The 19,877-nt window shown below is 71.9% G+C and carries 17 protein-coding genes; 6 read left to right on the plus strand and 11 right to left on the minus strand.

Annotated elements, in window-relative coordinates:
- Positions 1 to 38 precede the first annotated feature (38 nt).
- Complete coding sequence (locus ABEA87_RS05615) at positions 39 to 953, plus strand: DUF6807 domain-containing protein (protein WP_345626694.1); 915 nt, start codon at positions 39 to 41, stop codon at positions 951 to 953.
- Positions 950 to 1,687 carry a cupin gene (locus ABEA87_RS05620; RefSeq protein WP_345626696.1) on the plus strand — a complete coding sequence of 246 codons (738 nt, stop codon included), beginning with the start codon at positions 950 to 952 and terminating at the stop codon, positions 1,685 to 1,687. Before ABEA87_RS05615 ends, ABEA87_RS05620 begins: the two co-directional genes overlap by 4 nt.
- Before the next feature lie 29 nt (positions 1,688 to 1,716).
- Here ABEA87_RS05620 and ABEA87_RS05625 read toward each other — a convergent pair whose 3' ends face one another.
- Together ABEA87_RS05625 and ABEA87_RS05630 are read right to left on the minus strand one after the other, a co-directional pair.
- Positions 1,717 to 3,402, minus strand: a complete 1,686-nt coding sequence (locus ABEA87_RS05625) for an APC family permease (protein ID WP_345626698.1) — start codon at positions 3,400 to 3,402, stop codon at positions 1,717 to 1,719.
- A 98-nt stretch (positions 3,403 to 3,500) separates the two neighbouring features.
- Positions 3,501 to 6,026, minus strand: coding sequence for a glycoside hydrolase family 127 protein (locus ABEA87_RS05630; RefSeq protein WP_345626700.1), 2,526 nt, complete (start codon positions 6,024 to 6,026; stop codon positions 3,501 to 3,503).
- 424 nt (positions 6,027 to 6,450) lie between these two features.
- Between ABEA87_RS05630 and ABEA87_RS05635 the strand changes: the two genes are divergently transcribed.
- A complete protein-coding gene (locus ABEA87_RS05635) occupies positions 6,451 to 7,494 on the plus strand; it encodes a zinc-dependent alcohol dehydrogenase (RefSeq protein ID WP_345626702.1) in 1,044 nt (347 codons plus the stop codon).
- A gap of 52 nt (positions 7,495 to 7,546) precedes the next feature.
- On the opposite strand, the gene ABEA87_RS05640 is transcribed toward ABEA87_RS05635, so the two are convergent.
- Positions 7,547 to 8,404, minus strand: coding sequence for an NAD-dependent protein deacetylase (locus ABEA87_RS05640; RefSeq protein WP_345626704.1), 858 nt, complete (start codon positions 8,402 to 8,404; stop codon positions 7,547 to 7,549).
- A gap of 191 nt (positions 8,405 to 8,595) precedes the next feature.
- Between ABEA87_RS05640 and ABEA87_RS05645 the strand changes: the two genes are divergently transcribed.
- Positions 8,596 to 10,170 carry a phytoene desaturase family protein gene (locus tag ABEA87_RS05645; protein ID WP_345626706.1) on the plus strand — a complete coding sequence of 525 codons (1,575 nt, stop codon included), beginning with the start codon at positions 8,596 to 8,598 and terminating at the stop codon, positions 10,168 to 10,170.
- Between the two features lie 114 nt (positions 10,171 to 10,284).
- Positions 10,285 to 10,992 carry an SDR family oxidoreductase gene (locus tag ABEA87_RS05650; RefSeq protein WP_345626708.1) on the plus strand — a complete coding sequence of 236 codons (708 nt, stop codon included), beginning with the start codon at positions 10,285 to 10,287 and terminating at the stop codon, positions 10,990 to 10,992.
- Positions 10,993 to 11,021: 29 nt separating this feature from the next.
- Here the strand turns inward: ABEA87_RS05650 and ABEA87_RS05655 are convergent, their stop codons facing one another.
- Together ABEA87_RS05655 and ABEA87_RS05660 are read right to left on the minus strand one after the other, a co-directional pair.
- On the minus strand, positions 11,022 to 11,333 hold the full coding sequence (locus tag ABEA87_RS05655) for an ArsR/SmtB family transcription factor (protein WP_345626710.1): 312 nt from the start codon (positions 11,331 to 11,333) through the stop codon (positions 11,022 to 11,024).
- A 113-nt stretch (positions 11,334 to 11,446) separates the two neighbouring features.
- A complete protein-coding gene (locus ABEA87_RS05660; RefSeq protein ID WP_345626712.1) occupies positions 11,447 to 12,277 on the minus strand; it encodes an alpha/beta fold hydrolase in 831 nt (276 codons plus the stop codon).
- A 402-nt stretch (positions 12,278 to 12,679) separates the two neighbouring features.
- On the opposite strand from ABEA87_RS05660, the gene ABEA87_RS05665 reads away from it, so the two are divergent.
- On the plus strand, positions 12,680 to 13,267 hold the full coding sequence (locus tag ABEA87_RS05665) for a hypothetical protein (protein WP_345626714.1): 588 nt from the start codon (positions 12,680 to 12,682) through the stop codon (positions 13,265 to 13,267).
- Positions 13,268 to 13,311: 44 nt separating this feature from the next.
- Here the strand turns inward: ABEA87_RS05665 and ABEA87_RS05670 are convergent, their stop codons facing one another.
- The 6 genes from ABEA87_RS05670 to ABEA87_RS05695 form a co-directional block, all read right to left on the minus strand.
- Complete coding sequence (locus ABEA87_RS05670) at positions 13,312 to 14,241, minus strand: HNH endonuclease (RefSeq protein ID WP_345626716.1); 930 nt, start codon at positions 14,239 to 14,241, stop codon at positions 13,312 to 13,314.
- A 73-nt stretch (positions 14,242 to 14,314) separates the two neighbouring features.
- Entirely contained in the window at positions 14,315 to 15,559 is a 1,245-nt protein-coding gene (locus tag ABEA87_RS05675) for a (Fe-S)-binding protein (RefSeq protein ID WP_345626718.1), read from the minus strand.
- Positions 15,556 to 16,941, minus strand: coding sequence for an FAD-binding oxidoreductase (locus ABEA87_RS05680; protein WP_345627344.1), 1,386 nt, complete (start codon positions 16,939 to 16,941; stop codon positions 15,556 to 15,558). The genes ABEA87_RS05675 and ABEA87_RS05680 overlap by 4 nt, the downstream gene beginning before the upstream one ends.
- Positions 16,942 to 16,943: 2 nt before the next feature.
- Positions 16,944 to 18,023, minus strand: coding sequence for a mandelate racemase/muconate lactonizing enzyme family protein (locus ABEA87_RS05685; RefSeq protein WP_345626721.1), 1,080 nt, complete (start codon positions 18,021 to 18,023; stop codon positions 16,944 to 16,946).
- Entirely contained in the window at positions 18,020 to 18,898 is an 879-nt protein-coding gene (locus ABEA87_RS05690; protein ID WP_345626723.1) for a MurR/RpiR family transcriptional regulator, read from the minus strand. Before ABEA87_RS05690 ends, ABEA87_RS05685 begins: the two co-directional genes overlap by 4 nt.
- Positions 18,895 to 19,821 carry a serine hydrolase domain-containing protein gene (locus ABEA87_RS05695; RefSeq protein ID WP_345626725.1) on the minus strand — a complete coding sequence of 309 codons (927 nt, stop codon included), beginning with the start codon at positions 19,819 to 19,821 and terminating at the stop codon, positions 18,895 to 18,897. Before ABEA87_RS05695 ends, ABEA87_RS05690 begins: the two co-directional genes overlap by 4 nt.
- Positions 19,822 to 19,877: the final 56 nt, after the last annotated feature.

A 19,877-nucleotide genomic window follows, 5' to 3' on the forward strand; every position in this document is an offset into this window, starting at 1 on the left:
CGTGGTAAGCGAGTGGGAACGGTGATCGGGAGGTCGCGGTGAGCCTGGCGCTGAACATCGAGGACGAGTCGATCCGGGCCACCTGGCACGGCGACGAGCTGTTCCGGTACGTCTACCAGCCCGGTGAACCGCAGCTGGAGTCGCCGCGGCCATACTTCCACCCGCTGCGCACCCTCGACGGCGACCTGGTCAGCCTCTACCGGCCGCACGATCACGTGTGGCACAAGGGGATCGCCTGGTCGCTGAGCAACGTCGGCACGGAGAATTTCTGGGGCGGGGTCACGTACCTGCGGGACCGGGGCTACGCCCAGATCCCCAACAACGGCGCCATGCGGCACGAGGGCTTCGAGCGCGTCGAGGTGCGCGATGGCGTGCTGTGGCTGGACGAGCGGCTGACCTGGCTCACCGAGGCCGGGCAGCGCTGGATCATCGAGTCGCGCCGGGTCGCCGTTCGGGTGCTGCCCGATCTGCAGGCGTGGCAGCTGGACTTCCGCAGCAGCATGCGCAACGTCAGCGGCGCGGCCATCCCGTTCGGCAGCCCCACCACTGAGGGGCGGGAGAACGCCGGCTACAGCGGGCTGTTCTGGCGAGGTCCGCGATCCTTCTCCGGCGGCCGGGTGCTCACCCCGGACGGCGAGGGCGGCGACGAACTGATGGGCTGGCGCGGCCCGTGGATGGGTTTCGTGGGCCGGCACGACGAGCACGGTGGGGCCAGCACGCTGCTGTTCCGCGACAGCCCCGCGAACGTCAGGTACCCCACCCGGTGGTTCGTGCGCGCCGGTGTGTACGCGTGCCTGTGCCCCGCGCCGTTTTTCGACCAGGAGTATTCGCTGCCCGACGGCGAGGAGCTGACCCTGCGCTACGACCTGTTCGTCGTCAACGGCGCGCTGGACCTGGCCGGCGCGCAGAAGATCGCCGGGCAGGCGACGATCGACCCGGAGGATCCGCGGTGAGCCCCGACCCGGTGCCCGGCGCGGCCGGACCCTTCCCCGGCGGTACCGCGGTGACCCAGCTCGCGGTCTACGACTGGTCCAGCCCGGACGGGCTGCGCGGCGGCTCCGCGCACGTGCACCTCGCCTGCACCGAGGGGTACGTGGTGCTGGGCGGCCACGGGCGGTTGCAGACGCTGGGTCCTGACGGGTACCGGGAGACGTCGCTGACCCCGATGACCGTCGCCTGGTTCAGCCCCGGCGTGATCCACCGCCTGATCAACGACGGCGACCTGAGGATCCTCGTCGTCATGCAGAACGGCGGCCTGCCGGAGGCCGGGGACGCCGTGCTGACGTTCCCGCCGGAGCAGCTCACCGACCCGGCGACCTACCGCCGCACCGCCTCGCTGGCCGACCCGGCGCGGGTGTACGCCACCGACCGCGACGCCGCCTCGCACCGCAAGAACCTTGCCGTGCAAGGCTTCCTGCGGCTGCGCGAGCGGGTCGCCGAACAGGGGCCGGGTGCCCTCGACGAGTTCTACCGGGCCGCCGGTGCGCTGGTGGCCGACCAGCTCGAGGCGTGGCGCGAGCTGTGGTCGGCCGGGGCGATGGCCGCCGCCACCCGGACGGGAGAGCAGCTCGACGCGCTGGCCCAGGGCGACCTGCGGCACCTGCGTGCCGGCGGGCTGACCGTGGTCGACCCGCCGGAGGAGCGCCGGTACGGCATGTGCGGCCGGCTGACCGTCTACGAGGCCTGAGGCCTGGGGCGTCTACGGGGCTCGGGCGCCTACGGGGCCGTGGCGCCGGCCGGTTCGTCGCCGGCCGGCTGGGCATCCGCCTCGTCGACCTCGTCGTGCGGTGTCGTTTCGATGATGTCGGTGACCCGGGCGCGGGGCAGGCGCAGCCGCAGCGCCAGCGCGTAGATGACCCCGCTCCAGCCGAGGTTGACCAGGAAGCCCCAGCCCAACCCGATGATGCCGGTGCCACCGTAGGAGCTGAGGTAGCTGATCAGCGCCAGCCCGGCCAGCCACAGCGGCGCCCACGCGCCGGCCCGCCAGTCCATCCTCCGGTCGCGCAGCCCGCCGGTGGCGGCGAAGACGCCCAGCAGGGCCAGGCCGATCAGGATGGCCACGAACAGCTTCCAGTTGGTGTCCCAGCCGGCCCAGAAGACAATGAGGTTCGAGGAGTAGAAGCCGAGGAACGGGATGAGGTCGCCGCCGGGCAGCCGGAACGGCCGCGGCCGGTCGCCCAACTCCCGCCGCAGCGCGGCGAACACCAGCGGCCCGGACCCGAAGGACAGCACGGTCGCGCCGGTCACCAGGCCGACGAGCTGCTGCCAGCTCGGGAACGGCAGGAAGATGACCAGCCCCACCACGAACGACACGGCGGTGGACACCCACGGCACGCCGCTGCGGGACAGCCGCGCCACGCCGTTCGGGGCGTTGCCGTTGCGGGCCATCGCGTAGCCCAGCCGCGAGGTCACCGCCGTGTAGACCAGTCCGGTGTCGCCGGGGGAGACGATCGCGTCGAGGTAGAGCAGGACCGCCAACCAGGTCAGCCCGAGGATGGTGGCGATCGCCGCGAGCGGACCGAAGTCGCCCGCGAAGTTCAGCGCGGACCAGCTGCCGGACCTGGCGAGCGTGGCGGTCGGTACGGCGGCGATGAAGGCGATCTGCAGCACGATGTAGCCGACGGCGGTGAGCAGGACCGAGCCGATGACCGCGAACGGCACGTTGCGCTTGGGGTTCTTGGTCTCCCCGGCCAGTTCGATGCCCTGCCGGAATCCGAGGAAGGAGAACGTGATCCCGGCGGTGGCGATGGCGGTGAACACCCCGTGGAAGCCCGAGGGAGCGAACCCGTGGCTGGTGAAGTTGGCGCCGTGGAACGCGGTGACCAGCAGGCTGACCACCACGATGGCGATGATGGCCAGCTTCCACCAGACCAGCACGTTGTTGAGCCGGGCGAAGAACCGCACCCCGACCACGTTGATGACGCAGAAGGCCGCGAGCAGCACCACGCTGACCGCGAACCCGGCCCCGGTCAGCGTGTGTACCGTCTCTCCGCCGGCGACGTGCGAGGTGGTCAGCGGGAAGTACTTGGTCGCGTACTGCACGGCGCCCTCGACCTCGACCGGGGCGACGACCGCGCAGGACAGCCAGGTGATCCAGCCCATCAGGTAGCTGGTGAAGCCGCCGAAGGCGTAGTGCGGCAGGCGTACCACGCCGCCGGAGACCGGGAACATGGTGCCCAGCTCGGCGTAGGTGAGCCCGATCAGCATGATCATGACGGCGGCGATCAGCCAGGAGAAGATGGCCGCCGGTCCGGCCAACTGTGCCGCGTCCATCGCGCCGAACAGCCAGCCGGATCCGATGATGGAGCCGACGCCGGCGAACAGCAGGCCGACCTTGCCGATGTCCCGGCGTAGGTGCGGCCGCTGCTGCCCCCGGGTGTCGTGCACGTCCGTCGCCGTCATGAGACCCTCCCTCGGCCAGCCTGCGCCCGACCGGTGGCCGTTGCGCTGGGAACGGTCCTCGCGGCGTACCCGAAGTGGATCTCAGCTAATCATGACTGTCAGTTACCCGCCGTGTAGAGCGAGCCGATCTCGCTGGCCGACAGCGCCCGACCGTAGATCCGCACGCTGTCCAGCGCGCCGGTGAGGTACGGGTCGGCGTACTGGGAGCGGCCCAGCCAGGTCTGGGTGGTCGAGCCCAGCGAGGACGGGCGCAGCGTGATGGCGGTGTTGCTGGCCACCGCGGCCCCGTTGACGTACAGCGTGCCGGTGCTGCCCGACAGGGTCACCGCCGCCTGGGTCCACACCCCGGAGGCCAGCGCGGCCGGCCCGTTGATCTGCTGCTCGCCGCCGGCGCCACCGGTGGTGATGGCGAACCGCACGGTACCCGAGGAGCTTCGCGGGGTGAGGAACATGTAGCTGCCGCTACCCGAGCCGAAGTCGAAGATCCGGGTCCAGGCGACCACCGAGTCGAGCTTGACCCAGGCCGAGATCGTGAAGTCGGTGGCGCCGGACAGCAGCCCGTTGGGCAGCCGCACGTACCCGGTCGTCCCGTTCAGGTGCACGGCGTTGCCGGTACGGCCCGCCACCCAGGTGGTGGTGCCGGTCAGGGTGGCCGTCTTGCCGTTGCCGAAGGCATCGGCGGCACTCGTGCCACTGGTCTCGTCAAACTTGTACCAGGCGACGTTGGTCGGGGCGGGGGTGCCGCCGCCGCTCAGGTTCCAGTACACCGTGTAGCGCTCGTGGTGCGTCTTGTAGAACGGGATCAGCGACACCGAGCCGGTGCTGGCCGTACCCGTGAAGTGCAGCGGGTTGGCCGGATCCTGGACCAGGCTGCCGGTCTGCAGGGTGGGCAGCACGCTGTTGAGGTCGGTGTTGCCGTACTCGCCGGCGTACACGATCGCGCCGTACTTCACCGCACCGACGTTGGCGTTGTCGTTGGCCCGCGGGAAGGTCAGGGTCGCCGGCATGGTGAGGTCGACGTAGTCGCCCGAGGCCCAGGTGCGGTCGATGGTGAGGTAGCTGCCCGGGGTGGCGGTGACGCTCTGGGTCACCCCGTTGACCTTTACGGTCATGCCGCTGGTCCAGGACGGTACCCGGATCTTCATGGCGATGTGGCCGGAGCCGGTGACCGTCAGCCGGCTGGTGGACGCGGTCGGGAAGGTGGTGGCCTGGGTGACCGTGATGCCCCGCCCCGGCCAGGTCAGCGTGGAGGCGATGAACAGGTTCACGTACAGGGTCTCGCCCGAGTAGAAGTAGATGGAGTCCGCGTACTTCGTGTTGGACTCCATGCCGGTGCCGTGGTCGCAGGTGAAGTTCGAGTAGTCATTGCTGTAGGTCTTGATGCCGCCGGCGCGCAGCGGGATGTAGTACGCCACGAACCCGTGGCTGGAGTTGGGGTCCTGCTGCCCGAGGATCTGGTTGAACAGGGCCCGCTCGTAGTAGTCGACGTAGTCGGCGCGGGCCGGGTTGGTGAAGAACAGCTGGCGGCTCAGCTTGAGCATGTTGTAGGTGTTGCAGCACTCGCAGGTGGTGTCCGAGAGCTGGCTGGCGATCGCGTTGGGGGTCTGGAAGTACTCGCCGTTGGTGTTGCCGCCGATCACGTAGGTGTGGCTGTTGATGACGATGTCCCAGAAGTTGGTGGCGATGTCGTGGTATCGGGTGGTGCCGGTCGCGTGGTATTCGCGGATCGCCCCGATGATCTTCGGGATCTGCGTGTTGCCGTGGAAGCCGGACAACTGGTCCTGGTCGGAGGCGAGCGGGTTCTCGATCTGGGCGTGGTCGAAGCGCTGCGCGGTGGTGAGGTGATCGGGGTTGGCGGTGACCTGGTACAGGTTGGTCAGCACCTCGGGCATGCCGCCGAACTCGGTGCGCAGCACCACGTTCTGCATCGTGGTGCTGCTCAACGGGTCGGTGCGCGTCTTGACCCACGCGGCCATGTTGGTGACCACGGTCAGCGCCTGGGTGTTGCCGGCCACCAGGTACTGGTCGAGCAGGCCGGCCATGATCTTGTGGATCGTGTAGTACGGCGCCCACACGGTCTGGCCGCTCTCCAGCCGGTCGAAGAAGTTCTCCGGGAAGGCCGACAGGTAACCGGTGTGGAAGCCGGCGCCCGGTGACGCGGCCTGGCACGCGGCCAGCGAGCTGACCAGGTAGTCGCCCTTGGTCTTGTAGGTCGAGTTGCCGGTGTTGGCGTAGGCCTGCGCCAGGGCCGACAACAGGTGTCCGGTGGAGTGGCCGCGCAGTTCCGTGGTCGGGGACTCCCAGCCGCCCACCGCCTGTGCCGTGGTGGAGATGTGGACGTTGGTCCGGAACGTGTACAGCAGCCGATCTGGGTCCACATAGGACAAGTAGGCGAGGGTGCGGTTCATGTTGTCCAGAAACGGCCCTGCCGAGAGCTTCACCGCGGACAGCGGGAATGGGAACACCGAGACCCCGAAGTCGGTCCGGGCGGCGTAGGCCGGTGAGGATCGCAGCGCGCCGGTCGAGGGCAGCGCGGCGCCCAGCGCCGTGCCCAGTGCCGCACCCGCGACCGCGGTACCCGCCGCGCGCAGCGCCGTCCTGCGGTCAAACGTGACGTCGTCCATCTGGCGCACCTTTCGTCGCACGGGCTGGCACGGACGCCGAGGGGTCAACTCGGCTCAGCCACGAGGGGGGGACTGTTCGAAATACCGGACGGTATCCGGTAGGTGAAGGCACGGTAGAGCCAGACTGAGATGCCTGTCAATGCCATGGGAGGGTTGCCGGGGCCGCGTAGTCGACCGACGTCCGAAATCCCGTCTATATTGATGAACGTGCTTGTCGGCCGCCCGCGGCCCGACCACAATGGTCGTCATCGCCGCGGCGCTCGGCCGGCACACGGCGGCGAGCGGATCTGGGGGCCGCCCCGGCTCCGGCGGGGTGGGCAGGCCGTCGCACGGACCGGCCGCCCATCCCGCCGGCCCTCGCGTGCACCGGCGCACGGACGTTACCCTGACGATGATCACATGTGGTCGCCAGGAGGGAATCGCCGTGTCCGAGAACCCGAGCGGCGGCAGGCCGCCCGCCACGATGGCCGTCGCGCGCCTGTTCGGGCGGGGCGACATCCGGCGCGGGCGCGAGCCGGTTCCGCCGACCGACCCCGGCACCGATCTGGTGCGGGTCACCGCCGTCGGGTTGTGCGGTTCGGACCTGCACTGGTATGGCGAGGCCGGGATCGGTGACGCCCGGCTGGAAGCACCGCTCGTGGTCGGCCACGAGTTCGCCGGCGTGATCGAGGGGGGACCGCGCCACGGCCAGCGGGTGGCGGTCGACCCGGCCATCCCCTGCGGGCACTGCGAGAGCTGCCGCGAGGGGTACGGCAACCTCTGCCCGGACGTCCGTTTCGCCGGCCACGGCAGCGTGGACGGCGCGCTGCGTGAGTACGTCGCCTGGCCGACGGAGCTGCTCGTACCGCTGCCCGACGAGCTGTCCGACGCCGACGGGGCGCTGCTGGAGCCGCTCGGCGTCGGCCTGCACGCGGTGGACCTGGGGCACGTGCGGGTCGGCGACACCGTGGCCGTGGTCGGGTGCGGGCCGATCGGCCTGCTGACGCTGCAACTGGTCCGGGTCGCGGGGGCCACCCGGGTGCTCGCGGTGGAGCCGCTGGCGCACCGGCTGGCGGCCGCCCGCTCGCTGGGTGTGGACGACGCCGTCACACCGGAGCAGGCCGATCAGGCGTACTGGCGCCGGGTGGCCGGGCGCGGCGCGGACGTGGTGTTCGAGGTCGCGGGTACCGATGAGGCGGTGGGCACCGCGCTGGCCGCGGTGCGGCCCGGCGGCCGGGTGGTGCTGGCCGGCATTCCGGACGACGACCACGTCACGTTCTCCGCCTCGACGGCCCGGCGCAAGGGCGTCACAATCGTCCTGGTGCGCCGGATGAACCGGGTGTACGAGCGGGCCGTCGAGCTGGTACGGCAGGGGCGGGTGGACCTGTCCGGCCTGGTGACCGCGACGTACCCGCTCGAGCGGGCGGCCGAGGCGTTCGAGGCGGCGCGGCAGCGCACCGGGCTCAAGGTGGTGATCACCCCGTCGTGACGGGCCCGGCCGGGCGTCGTGGCCCGGCCGGCTGGTGCGCTCGTCCCGCGGCTCAGCCGGTCGGTACGTTCGCCTCGGCGACCGCGCGCTCGACCAGTTCGGGCAGCGCCGTGCCCAGGGCGGCGTCGAGCGTCAGGGTGGCGTAGTCGTCGCCCCGGGTACCGCCGCGGTTGACGATCGCGACCGGGATGCCGAGCTTCGCGGCGCGCAGCACGAACCGGCGGCCCGACATGACCGTCAGCGAGGAGCCCAGCACCAGCAGCAGCCTGGCGTCCTCCACCAGGGCGAAGCAGTCCGCCACCCGGGGCGCCGGCACGGTCTCGCCGAAGAACACCACGTCGGGCTTGAGCATGCCGCCGGCGCAGGTCTGGCAGCTGACCGGGTAGAAGCCGTCGAGCTGCTCGTCGGCCAGGTCGACGTCGCCGTCCGGGTTGATTCGGGTCACCCGGGCGTCGAACTGGGGGTTCGCCTCCCCGAGCCGCCGGTGCAGCTCCGAGCGGGGCATGGAGTCGCCGCAGTCGAGGCAGATCACCCGGTACAGGCTGCCGTGCAGCTCGATGACCGCGCGGGCGCCCGCCTCCTGGTGCAGGCCGTCGACGTTCTGGGTGATCACGCCCGTCACCAGGCCGTGCCGCTCAAGGTCGGCGACCGCCCGGTGGCCGGCGTTGGGCGCGGCACCGGCCATGTTGCGCCACCCGAGGTGGCTGCGGGCCCAGTAGCGCCGCCGGGCCGCCGGGTCGCGGGTGAAAGTCTGGTACGTCATCGGGGTATGCCTGGTCATCGTCCCGTTTGGGCCCCGGTAGTCCGGGATGCCCGACTCGGTCGAGATGCCCGCCCCGCTCAGCACGACCACGCCGCCGCCGGCGACCAGCCGCGTCAGCGCGCCGAGCTGCTCGCCGGCTTGCTCCATCACCCCTCCATGCTGCCTCATGCCCGGCCGGCCCGGCGAGGCCGCCGCCCGCCGGGCCCCGCGCCGCCGCCCGGCCGGCCGGTGAGCCGACCGCCCGCCGGGCTGGTCGGCTCTGGCCCGGCGGCCCGGGGTCTGCGATCCTTGTCGATGAGTGATCCGGGCCACCCGGCCCCCTGCGGCTGGAGGCACCCATGCTGGATGGCCATGACGTCGTCGTCATCGGCAGCGGGCACAACGCCCTCGTCGCCGCCGCGTACCTGGCGCGGGCCGGCCGCGACGTGGTCGTGCTGGAGCGCAACGACCGGCCGGGTGGCCTGGTGCGCACCGAGGAGCTGACACTGCCGGGTTACCGGCACGATGTCTACTCGTCGGCGCATCCGCTCCTGCTGGCCGGTCCGATCTGGGCCGAGCTGGGGGAGGACCTGACCGCGCGGGGGCTGACCTACCTCAACACCGACGTGCCCACCGGAGTGTCCTTTCCGGACGGTCGCACGGCGGTGTTTCCTCGCGCGCTGGACGCCATGGTGGCCGAGGCCGACCGGCTGGCGCCCGGAGACGGGGAGGCGTTCGCCGGTTGGATGGCGTCGTTCGCCCCGTACGCCGGCGAGGTCTTCGGGCTGTTCGGCCGGGACCTGGCCGACCCCGACGCGACCGCCGCGATCGGGCGCCTGCTGCGCGGGGACGGCCCCGGCCTGGCCCCGCTGGCGGCGCTGGCCTTCGGGACGGCCCGCACCGAGGTGTCCCGGTTCCGCTCCCCGGTGCTGCGGGCGATGCTCGCGCCGTGGGTGATGCACCTGGGGCGCACCCCCGACGAGGTGGGCAGCGGGATCTGGGCGGTGCTGGTCGCGCAGGCCGTCATGCTGGCCGGCATGCCGATCCCGGCCGGCGGCAGCGAGGCGTTGACCATCGCGCTGACCAGGCTGGTCACCGATCACGGCGGCCAGGTCGTCACCGGCGCCGAGGTGACCCGGATCCTGGTCGAGGGAGGCCGGGCGGTCGGGGTACTCACCGGGGCCGGCGGGCGCTACCTCGCCCGTGAGGCGGTCGTCGCGTCCACCAACGCCGATCAGCTCTACCTGAGGCTGCTGGGCGACGACGCCCCGCCGGTGCTGCGCGAGCAGGCCGCCGGATACCGGTACGGGCGGGGCTGCCTGCAGATCCAGCTGGCCCTGCGCGAGCCGCCACGGTGGCCCGACCCCCGGTTCGCGCGGATCGGCCAGCCGCACCTGACCACCGGGCTGGACGGCTGCACGCTGGGGGTCGCGCAGGGCATGGCCGGCCTGCTGCCGGCCGAGCCGACCTTCACCGTGGACTGCCCGACCGCGCTGGACCCGGGTCGCGCCCCGGCGGGCGCGGCCATCATGCGCATCCAGGTGCTGGAGGTCCCGTGCCGCCCGGTCGGCGACGCGGCGGGGGTCATCGACACCGGAGAGGGCGCCTGGACGCCGGATCTGACTGCGCGCATGGTCGACCGGGTGCTGGGCATCGTGTCCCGACACATCCCCAACATCCCCGACGCGGTGCTCGCGCACGCCGTCGTGACCCCGGACGACCTGGCCCGGTTCAACCCCAACTGCGGGCCGGGCGACCCGTACGGCGGGGCGAACGACCTCGCGCAGAGCTACCTGCTGCGCCCGCTGCCCGGCCAGCCCGGTCACCGTACTCCGATCGAGGGGCTGTACCAGCTCGGTGCGGGTACCTGGCCGGGGCACGGCGTGGCCGGCGGCTCCGGGTACATCGTCGCCCACCAGCTGCTGGACGGCTGAGGCCGGCGGCCCGTCGGGAGGTGTCGTGGACCCGGAGGTTCGCGGCGAGGTCGCGGCCACCGCGGCGCGGCGCCGGGCGACGGCCCCACGGCTCCGGCTGCTTAACTGGCGGTCGTGAATCCTGATGGCCTGCGGGTCGCCGTTACCGGTGCCGCGCGCGGTACCGGCCGGCTTCTGGCCGAGGCGTTCGTCGAGCGGGGGGCCCACGTCTTCCTGGCGGCCCGGGACCTGGCCGCGGTTGAGCAGGTCGCCGAGCAGCTCCGGCCGCGCGGCCGCGGCCACGCCGACGCATTTCGATGCGACCTGGCCGCGCCGGACTCGATACGCGCGTTCGGCGCATCGGTCGCCGACGCGACGCCGCAGCTCGACGTGCTGGTCAACAACGGTGCCCTCTACGTCGAGGGGTACGACCTCGGCGACATCTCCGACGAACAGATCGCGGAGGTGATGGCCTCGGCCGGGACCGGCACCATGCTGGTGACCACACAGCTGTTGCCGCTGCTGAGGAAATCCTCCCGGCCGGACATCGTCAACCTGATCTCCGCCTGCGGCGAGGTGGGGCACCACCGTTCGCACGCCCATCCGGCCTTCTACGCCGCCAAGCACGCCCAGGCGGGGTTCGCGGAGATCCTCTCGCACCGGCTGCGCCGGGAGGGAATCCGCGTGATATCCCTGTTTCCGCCGGACTTCGTGCAGGACGGTCCGCGCACAGCGGACAGCGACCTCACCGCCCAATCGGTCGTCGACTGCGTGATGTTCGCGGTGGGGCAACCCCGGGACTGTTTCATTCGCGAGTTTCACTTCGAGCAGGTTCAACCGTGAGCGGTCGAGTCGCTGGCGACCCGGATCCGTTACTCGTCGGGCATCTGGTCGAGGTGACGTTCGAGCGCGTCGAGCCGCTCAGCCCACATCTGGCGGTACGGCTCCAGCCAGGCGTCCACCTCGGCCAGCGGCGCGGGGGACAGCCGATACAGCCGGCGCTGGGCGTCCTGGCGCACCTGAACGAGGCCGGCCTCCCGGAGCACCTTGAGATGCTTCGACATGCCCGGCTGGCTGACCGGCACCCGGGCCACCAGATCGTTGACCGAGCACTCGCCGGCACGCAGCACGTCCAGGATCTGGCGTCGGCGAGGCTCCGCCAGTACTTCGAACGTCGATGGCATATCGGTAATATAACCAACGGGTAATGTTGTTGCAAGATCGATGGGACAACCGCTCGATCGAGGCGGCCGTCCGGCGCCGACGCGAGAGCGCGGACCCGTGCGCGAATCGGCGGCTACCCGCGCATGGCGACTACGAGCCGGGCGACAGCGCCGGAGAGCTGTGAGTTGGCGGTGCCGTCGACGGCGGCCAGGAACCGCCGGACGCATTCGGCGAAGGCGTCAGGCTGGTCGTGGTGAACGACGTGTCCGGCGGTCAGTTCGATGAGATCGATCGATCGTTTCGCTGCCATGTCGCGGGCGTGCCAGGCCGACAGTTCGTCGCTGCGCGTGCCCCGGACCAGCAGGGTCGGGCATCGCACGCTCAGCCAGTCGCGCCAATGGTCACCGGACAGTGCTTGCTGGGACCGGACCGTGTCTCCCGCGTCGAAGGAGAAGCTCCAGCCTTCCGCTCGTTCCCTGAAGGTCCGCTCCAGGTACGGCGCGGCGGCGCCCACCGCCTCGACGAGCCCGTCTCGGGTCGTGACGCGGTCGGGCAGGTTCTTCGCGAAGTTCAGGTCGATGTCGCAGACCGCGCCGATGTCCTCGACGATGAGCGCGGTGACGCGGTCGGGGTGCCGGGCGGCGAACTGGTAGGCGTTCACGCCGCCCAGAGAATGACCGAGCAGCGCGACGTCCGCCAGCCCGAGGTGATCCAGGAAGGCCGCGACGTCGCCGACGTAGCCGCTGCGCTCGTAGCCGGTGGCCCGGTCGGACTCGCCATGCCCCCGCTGGTCGAGCGCGAGCACACGCCATTGGGAACCCAGCCGCTGGGCCAGCGGGGCAAAATCCGCGCCCTCGCTGAAATGCCCATGCAGAGCGATCAGAACCGGGCCCGGTCCGCCGAAATCGAGATAGGAGAGCGTGCGCCCGTTCACCTCGAAGCTGCCCCGCACCCCGTCGTTCATGCCAGCGAGTGTAGGGCCGGCTCCTCCGTGGCTCCGAGTCGACCCGTACTCGTCACCCGGTCGCCGATCCCCGTGGCCGTACACGGGTAAATCATGCTGGCCGTGACCACCGGCTGATTGGGGCAGCCGAGCCACGCTCGGTGGAAAGGGCGATGGCGCCGGGTCGTACCAGACGCCATCGCGCGTTCACCGTTCGTCGGGCGCTGGCCGACCAGCGCATCGCACCCGTTCGGATATGCCGATCAATGCGGGGCGATGCTTCAATGAGGACACTCTCAGCCCGACTCCCTCAGATGAGAGGACGAGACCCAGTGCTCACGCCCGTCCCGGCGCCTGTCTGAGATGTCGACCAGTAGTCGCGGGTCGAAGTGGTTCTGGTGGGCCATGGGCATCGTCGGTGCGGTGGTCGCGGCGTACCTCGTCGGGGTTCTCGGTCTCGATGGCGGCGATGGCAAGGCGCGCGGGGTGGACGGGTCGAGCGGGTTGGTCACGGGCAGCCAGCAGAGCCCTCGCGCGCTTGATCCGGTTGTATCTGATTCGGCCGTGGCCGCCCCCACAGTGCCTGATGCGACGGTGCCTGATGCGACGGTGCCTGATGTCACCGTGCCTGATCCGGTCGTGCGTGATCCCGCCACCCCCGGGCCGGATGGCGCCGCACGGGTCGGTCGCTACGTGGGGCAGGCGCAGAACGCGGGCTTGATCGGGTATGTCACCTTGACGATCGACAGCGTGGACAGCGACAGCGGCGCGGCCGTCGGGCGGATCGGCTGGTCGGGCCAACTGGTCGGCGTGGGGACGCTGCGGGGCACGGTTTCGGCGTCGAGCGCCAGACTCAACGGCGTCGTCGACTCGCCAAGCGGCCCGTGGAACACCCAGGTCGCCTGCCAATTCGTCGGGGGTAGCGGGGTCAACTGCGACTACACCCTGCAGTCCGCGATCGCCGACGGCCGGCTCCCGCAACGGGGCAGCCTCACTGCCACCCGCCAGTGAGCGCCGTCCTCACCCTTAACGCCGCCGGGACTGCCGCTCGCGGCTCAGGCGGCCGAGCGGAACTGCTCGTACCGCTGCTCCAGCCGGGTCGGGTCTGGCTGGTCGCGGCGGGACCGGGGCAGGAAGAGCGCGGAGCCGTGCATCTCCTGCAGACCGTGGCGCAGCATCGGCCCATCGATCTCGGCCAGGATGTCCTGGCGCACCTCGACGACGCGGTCCGGTCGGATGCCGATGATGTTCGCGTCGTACGCCGCATGGTGAATCTTGCACATCGCCAGGCCGTTCGGCACGACGGGCTCTCCGCGATCCTGGCGGTCGGGGATGATGTGCGCGGCGTCCAGCAGGGGCGCGTGGCCGAGCCGGCACAGCGCGCACCGGGCCTCGTACGCGCGCAGCACCATCGGGCGAAACACCATCTGGTGCAGCCGGTGCAGGGTAAGCCGGCGCGTGTACCGGCGCTCCAGTGAGTCGAGCGAGTCCAGTGAGTCCAGCGAGTTCAGGGTGCCGGCCGGGCCGTCGGCGGGTTCGCCCAGGTCCACCACGAACTCGTGCCGCTGCCGGTTCTCCTCGACCAGATAGACGGGGTAGATGGCGTGGTAGACACCCCTGGCCACTGGGTAGAAGTAGGCCAGCGGGGCGCGACGGAGCATGGCCTCGCGCAGCGCGCGGTTGTCCGCGTGCTCGGGATCGGTGCCCCGCCACTTGTAGCGCAGGATGCCGTCGCTGCCGAACTCGTCGGCGTACGGACGCTCGCCGCCGTGCGGCGTGTAGGTGGTACGGATGGTCAGCGCGGCCGACAGGCGTCCGGGCTTGCGGATGCCGGGCTGGACGATCAGGCGTACCGGCTCGCCGTCGAACACGAACGAGTTGACGACGTCGTGCGGTATCCCGTCCTGGTGCACGGCAGCTACCCGGTCCAGATGGGTGAACATGGCCAACCGCATGCGCGCATCAAGGTCGTCACCCGCCGCCATGCGACGTTTATAGCCCACGCGCGAAGGAACGCGAAGCCCGCCATGCCGGCGTTTCCGGCGGGGGCGGATCCGCTCAGCCCTGGTCGGCCATGGCCAGCAGCTCGGCGATGTGCAGCACGCGCACCTTGGAGCGGCGCCGGTGCAGCCCGCCGATCAGCTGGCGCTGGCAGCCCGGGTTGACCACGATGAGGTAGTCGATGCCGGCCGCCTCGATCTGGTCCAGCTTGGGGTCCAGTACCTTCCGGGAGTCCTTCGGGCGCAGCAGGGCGTACGTGCCCGCCGCCCCGCAGCAGGAGCCGGCGTCCGGCAGTTCGACGTAGTCGGCGACCTGGCGCAGCAGCTCCCGGGGCTCCCGGTACACGCCCAGCCCGTTGCGCAGGTGGCAGGAGTCCTGCAGGGCCACCCGGGCGCGCCGGCCGTCCACCCGTACCTCGCCGAACGAGGTGCCGGTCAGGTACTGGGAGAGTTCGACCACCCGGTCCCGGCCGAGCACCCCGGCCAGGTGGGCCGCGCAGCCGCCCGAGGTCGTCACGATCCGGCCCGGCAGCGCCTCGCCCAGCTCCCGCGCCAGGCGTTCGCCGCCGGCCAGGTCTCCGTTGTGCGCGTGCAGCGCACCGCAGCAGCCCTGGTCGGTGGGGACGGCCAGGTCCGGCGCCAGCCCGGCCGCGGCCCGGCTGACCTTGGGGAACAGCCCGCGTTCGAAGCACCCGAGCATGAGCTGATCCGGCCCGGACCCGGCGGGCTCGGCACCGGCCGGCACGGCCTGGCCGGCACCGGCCGGCGTGACCTGGGAGGAGGCGGCCGGCGCGGCCGGGGAGGGAACGTCCGGCGCGGCAACCTGGGACGCAGCGGCCTGCCGCGGGATGGCGGGCCCGGCGACCGCCCTTCGAGGGCGGCGGTGGGCGGCGCCACGAACCAGGCCCATCAGGCGCAGCGCCCAGCGCCGCCCGGCGGCCAGCGTCAGCAGCCGCGCCAGCGGGGGACGGTGGGGCCCCTGCCACTGCTGCACCCGCCACTGCTCGAGCAGTTGGCCGTACTGCACGCCGGCCGGGCAGACCGGTTCGCAAGCCCGGCAGCCCAGGCAGAACGAGGACTGCTCGCGCAGGGTGGGGTCGTCGGCGGGGAGGCTGCCGTCGTTGAGCGCGCGCATCAGGGTGATTCGGCCGCGTGGGGAGGATGCCTCGTCCCCGGTGAGCTTGTATGTGGGGCAGGCCGGTAGGCAGAAGCCGCAGGAGATGCAGCGGTCCAGCAGTTCCTGGTCGAAGATGCCGCGACCGGTGCGGGCGGCCGCCGCCAGCGGCAGTTCTTGCTCGATCATGAGCCCAGCTTTCCGGGGTTGAGGATGCCGGCGGGGTCGAACGCCGCCTTGATCCGGCGCAGCAGGGCGAGTTGGTCGCTGCCGAGCCGGGCCTCCAGGTGGGGCAGTTTGGCGGATCCGACACCGTGCTCGCCGGTGATGGTGCCGCCGAGTTCGATCGCGGCGGCGAAGATGTCGGCGAAGGCCGCCTCGGCGCGAGCGATGGCGTCGGTGTCCCGGGCGTCGGGCAGCACGCAGGTCGGGTGCAGGTTGCCGTCGCCGGCGTGGCCGAAGGTGGCCACGGTGACCTGGTGCTTGTCCGCGATCGCGCCGATCCGCTCGACCATCTCGGCCAGCCTCGGCCGGGGCACGCTGGCGTCCTCCAGGATGGTCAGCGCGCCGAGCCGCGACAGCGCCGGCAGCGAGCAGCGCCTGGCCTCCAGCAGCGCCTCGGCCTGTGCCACGTCGCTGGCGGTGGTCACGTCGATCGCGCCCTCGGCCACGCACGAGTCCGCGATGTGCCGCAGGTGCCCGTCCACTGTGGACTCGTCGCCGTCGTCGCCGAACAGCAGCAGGGCGCCGGCGTCGGTGCGCAGGCCCAGCCCCGCATACGCCTCGACGGCCTCGATGCAGCGCTGGTCCAGGAACTCCAGGGTCGCCGGCACCACGCCGCCGCGCAGTACCCGGGACACCGCCCGGCCGGCCGCGGCGAGGTCGGGGAAATATGCCAGCCCGGTACGCGCGGTGGCCGGCTTGGGCAGCAGAGCCACGGTCACCTCGGTGATCACGGCGAGGGTGCCCTCGGAGCCGGTGAGCAGCCGGGTCAGGTCGTACCCGGCGACGTCCTTCCACAGCCGGCCACCGGTGCGGATCACCTCGCCGGTGGGCAGCACGGCGGTCAGCCCGAGCACGTAGTTGCGGGTCACCCCGTATTTGAGGCCGCGCAGGCCGCCCGCGCTGGTGGCGACGTTGCCGCCGATGGTGGCCACGGTGCGGCTGCCGGGGTCCGGCGGGTACAGCAGCCCGGCGGCGTCGACCGCGTTGGCCAGGGCGGCGGTGCTCACCCCCGGCTCGACCCGGGCGAGCAACTCCTCGTTGCTGACCTCGAGGATGCGGTTGAGCCGGGTCAGCACCAGCACGATGCCGCCGTGCAGGGCCACCGTGCCGGCGCACAGGTTGGAGCCGGCGCCGCGGGGCACCACCGGGATGGCCTCGGCGGTGGCCAGCGCCAGGATGCGTGACACCTGGTCGGTGTCGGACGGGTGCACCACCACGTCGGGTACGGCGTGGAACAGGGGAGTGGCGTCGCGCGCGAACGCGGCCAGCTCGCCCGGTGCGACGTGTACGTGCTGCGGGCCCACGATGTCCCGCAGCTTCTCCAGGACCGCGTTCGACACTGCCATGCTCACACCTCCACTGTATTGTCCGCGATTCCGGTCACGCCCAGCCCGGGCGCGTCGGGCAGCACGACGACCGGCCCGTCGTACCCGATGCCGCCCTCGACCGGCGAGCGGGCGAGCCACCACGCGGCGTCCAGGTCCGAGGTCAGCGTCGTGCCGCACGCGGCGACGAGGCTGGCGGCGGCGCCCACCCCGACCGGGCTCTCCATCATCGAGCCGACCATCGTGCCGACGCCGTGCTCCTCGGCCAGGCGCAACAGCACCCGGCCGGCCGACAGGCCGCCGCACTTGGCCAGCTTCACATTGACCAGGTCGGCGGCGCCGCGACGGATCACCTCGACCAGGTCGCGCACCCCGAAGACCGACTCGTCGGCCAGGATCGGCAGGTCCACCCGGTCGCGCACCCAGGCCATCCCGTCCAGGTCCCAGGCCGGGACCGGCTGCTCCACCAGTTCGAGGTTGAGCCCCTCGTCGTGCAGCGCCCGGATCACCCCGACCGCCTGCCGGGGAGTCCACGCCTGGTTGGCGTCGACCCGGATCGTCACGTCGGGGCCGGCCGCCTGGCGTACCGCGCGCACCCGGGCGACGTCGGTCGCCGGGTCGGCGCCGACCTTCACCTTGAGCACCCCGAAGCCGTCGGCGACCCGGGCCGCCGCGGCGTCGGCCGCCTCGTCGGCGGACAGGGTCACGTCCGTCGGTACCCGCAGGGCGGTGCCGCCCAGCAGGCGTACCAGCGGTATCCCCAGCCGCTGGGCGGCCAAATCGTGCAGCGCGATGTCCAGCGCGGCCTTGGCCGCCTCGTTGCCGGCCACGGCCGTGCGCACCGCGCGGCAGTTCGCGGTCAGCTCGTCGGGGTCGCGGCCGACCAGCAGCGGGCCCATCACCTGGGCGACGCAGGCCTCGGTGCCCTCGACCGACGCCCCGGTCACCTGGAGCACCTGCGGGCCCTCGCCGAAGCCGCGGTGCCCGTCGCCGTCGCGCACCTCGACGATCAGGGTGCGCACCGTGCCGGTGCGCCGCAACGCGGTGACGAACGGGGTGTGCAGCGGCGCCTCCACCCGGTGGGTCAGAACCTGGGTGATCATCGGGCCGGGTACCGGCGGTCGTGCACGGCCGCGTAGGTCAGCTCGAGCGCCTGCATGGCGTTGTCGTACGAGCGCTGGGCGATGGCGACGAACAGGCAGTCCACCACGGCGAGCTGAGCGATGCGGCTGGCGGTCGCGCCGGAGCGGAAGGTGGTCTCCCGGGCCGCCGTGGTCAGCACCAGGTCGGCGTGCTCGGTCAGCGGGGAGGAGGCGAAGTTGGTGATGGCGATGGTGGTGGCGCCGCGGGAGCCGGCCAGCCGCAACGACTCGACGGTGTCGATCGTGGTGCCGGTGTGCGAGATGGCGACCGCGACGTCCCGGTCGGTCAGCAGCGAGGCCGAGGTCAGCGCCGCGTGCGGATCGGGCCAGGCAAAGGCGAACAGTCCGATGCGGTGCAGCTTCTGGTGCAGGTCCTGGCACACGAAGCCGCTGGCGCCGACGCCGTAGAGGTCGATGCGCCGGGCGGTATTGACCGCCTCGGCCGACCGGGCGAGCGCCCCGATGTCCAATGTGGAGGTGGTGTCCTCGATGGCCCGCGCGTCGCTGAAGCCAATCTTGTGGACGATGTCGGCGAGGCTGTCGGTGGGGCTGATGTCGCCGTCGACGTGGCCCTCCGCGCCGAACCGGGCCTCCTCCCTGGTCGCCGCGCGGGCCAGGGCCAGCCGCAGCTCGGGGAAGCGCTCCATGCCCAGCGACCGGCACAGCCGCATCACGGTGGTCTCGCTCGTGTTGCACTGCCGGGCCAGCGCGCTGATGGACAGCTCCGCGGCGGCGGCCGGATCGGCCAGTACCGTCTCGGCGACGCGGCGCTCGGCCGGCCGCAGCGAGGGCAGCGCGCCCCTGATGCGCACCAGGATGTCGGCGTCGGCGCTCATCTCTGCCCGCCCGGGTGAGCCTGCGCGGCGAGCGCCGCCACCTCGCGGCGCAGTCCGGACACGTCGGCCCAGTCGCGGCTGGGGTGCACGCGGTTGGTCAGCAGCACCACCACCAGTTCGCGTCCCCGGTCGACGACCAGCGAGGTGCCCGTGAAGCCGGTGTGCCCGAACGCGCCGGACCCGGCCAGCGGGCCCATGAAACCGGGGTCGTCGACGCGCAGGCCGAGCCCGTGGCGGAAGCCCGGGTCGACCCCGGCCGGCAGTTGGTCGCGGGTCATCTGGTCAACCGTCTCCTCGCTCAGTACACGCACCCCGTCCAGCGCACCGTAGCAGCGGAGCATCTCGCCCAGGCGGGCCAACTCGCTCGCGGTGCCGAAGATGCCGGCGTGGCCGACGGTGCCGCCCAACGACCACGAATTCTCGTCGTGCACCTCGCCGCGCACCATGCCCCGGTGCTCGGCCGGTTCGTACTCGGTGGCGGCCACCCGCGGCAGCTTGTCGGCCGGCGGGAGGTACCCGGTGTCCACCAGCCCGAGCGGCCCGGTGACCCGTTCGCGTACCAGCTCCGGCAGGGTCCGGCCGGTGACCCGCTCGGCGAGCAGGCCGACGGTCAGGTACCCGATGTCGGAGTACTCGAAGCCGGTGCCCGGGGTGCGCACCAGCGGGGCGTTGAGGATCGCCTCGACCCGCGAGCGCCGGTCGGGCCAGTCGGTCCACAGGGACAGCAGGGCGGGCAGCCCAGAGGTGTGGGTGAGCAGCCGGCGCGGCGTCACCCGGGTGCGCTCGCCGTCGGCGAAGCTGGGCAGCCAGGTCGCCACCGGCTCGTCGAGGCCGAGGGCTCCCTCCTCGACCAGGCTCAGCACCATGGTCGTGACATAGACCTTGGTGATGGACGCGAGATCGAAGATGGTGTCTCCGGTCACCGGACGGGATAATTCGGGAGAAATAGGCGTTCCGCTCGTATCCGCATAGATCGCCG

Source organism: Rugosimonospora acidiphila (assembly GCF_039543385.1).
Classification (GTDB): Bacteria; Actinomycetota; Actinomycetes; order Mycobacteriales; family Micromonosporaceae; genus Rugosimonospora; species Rugosimonospora acidiphila.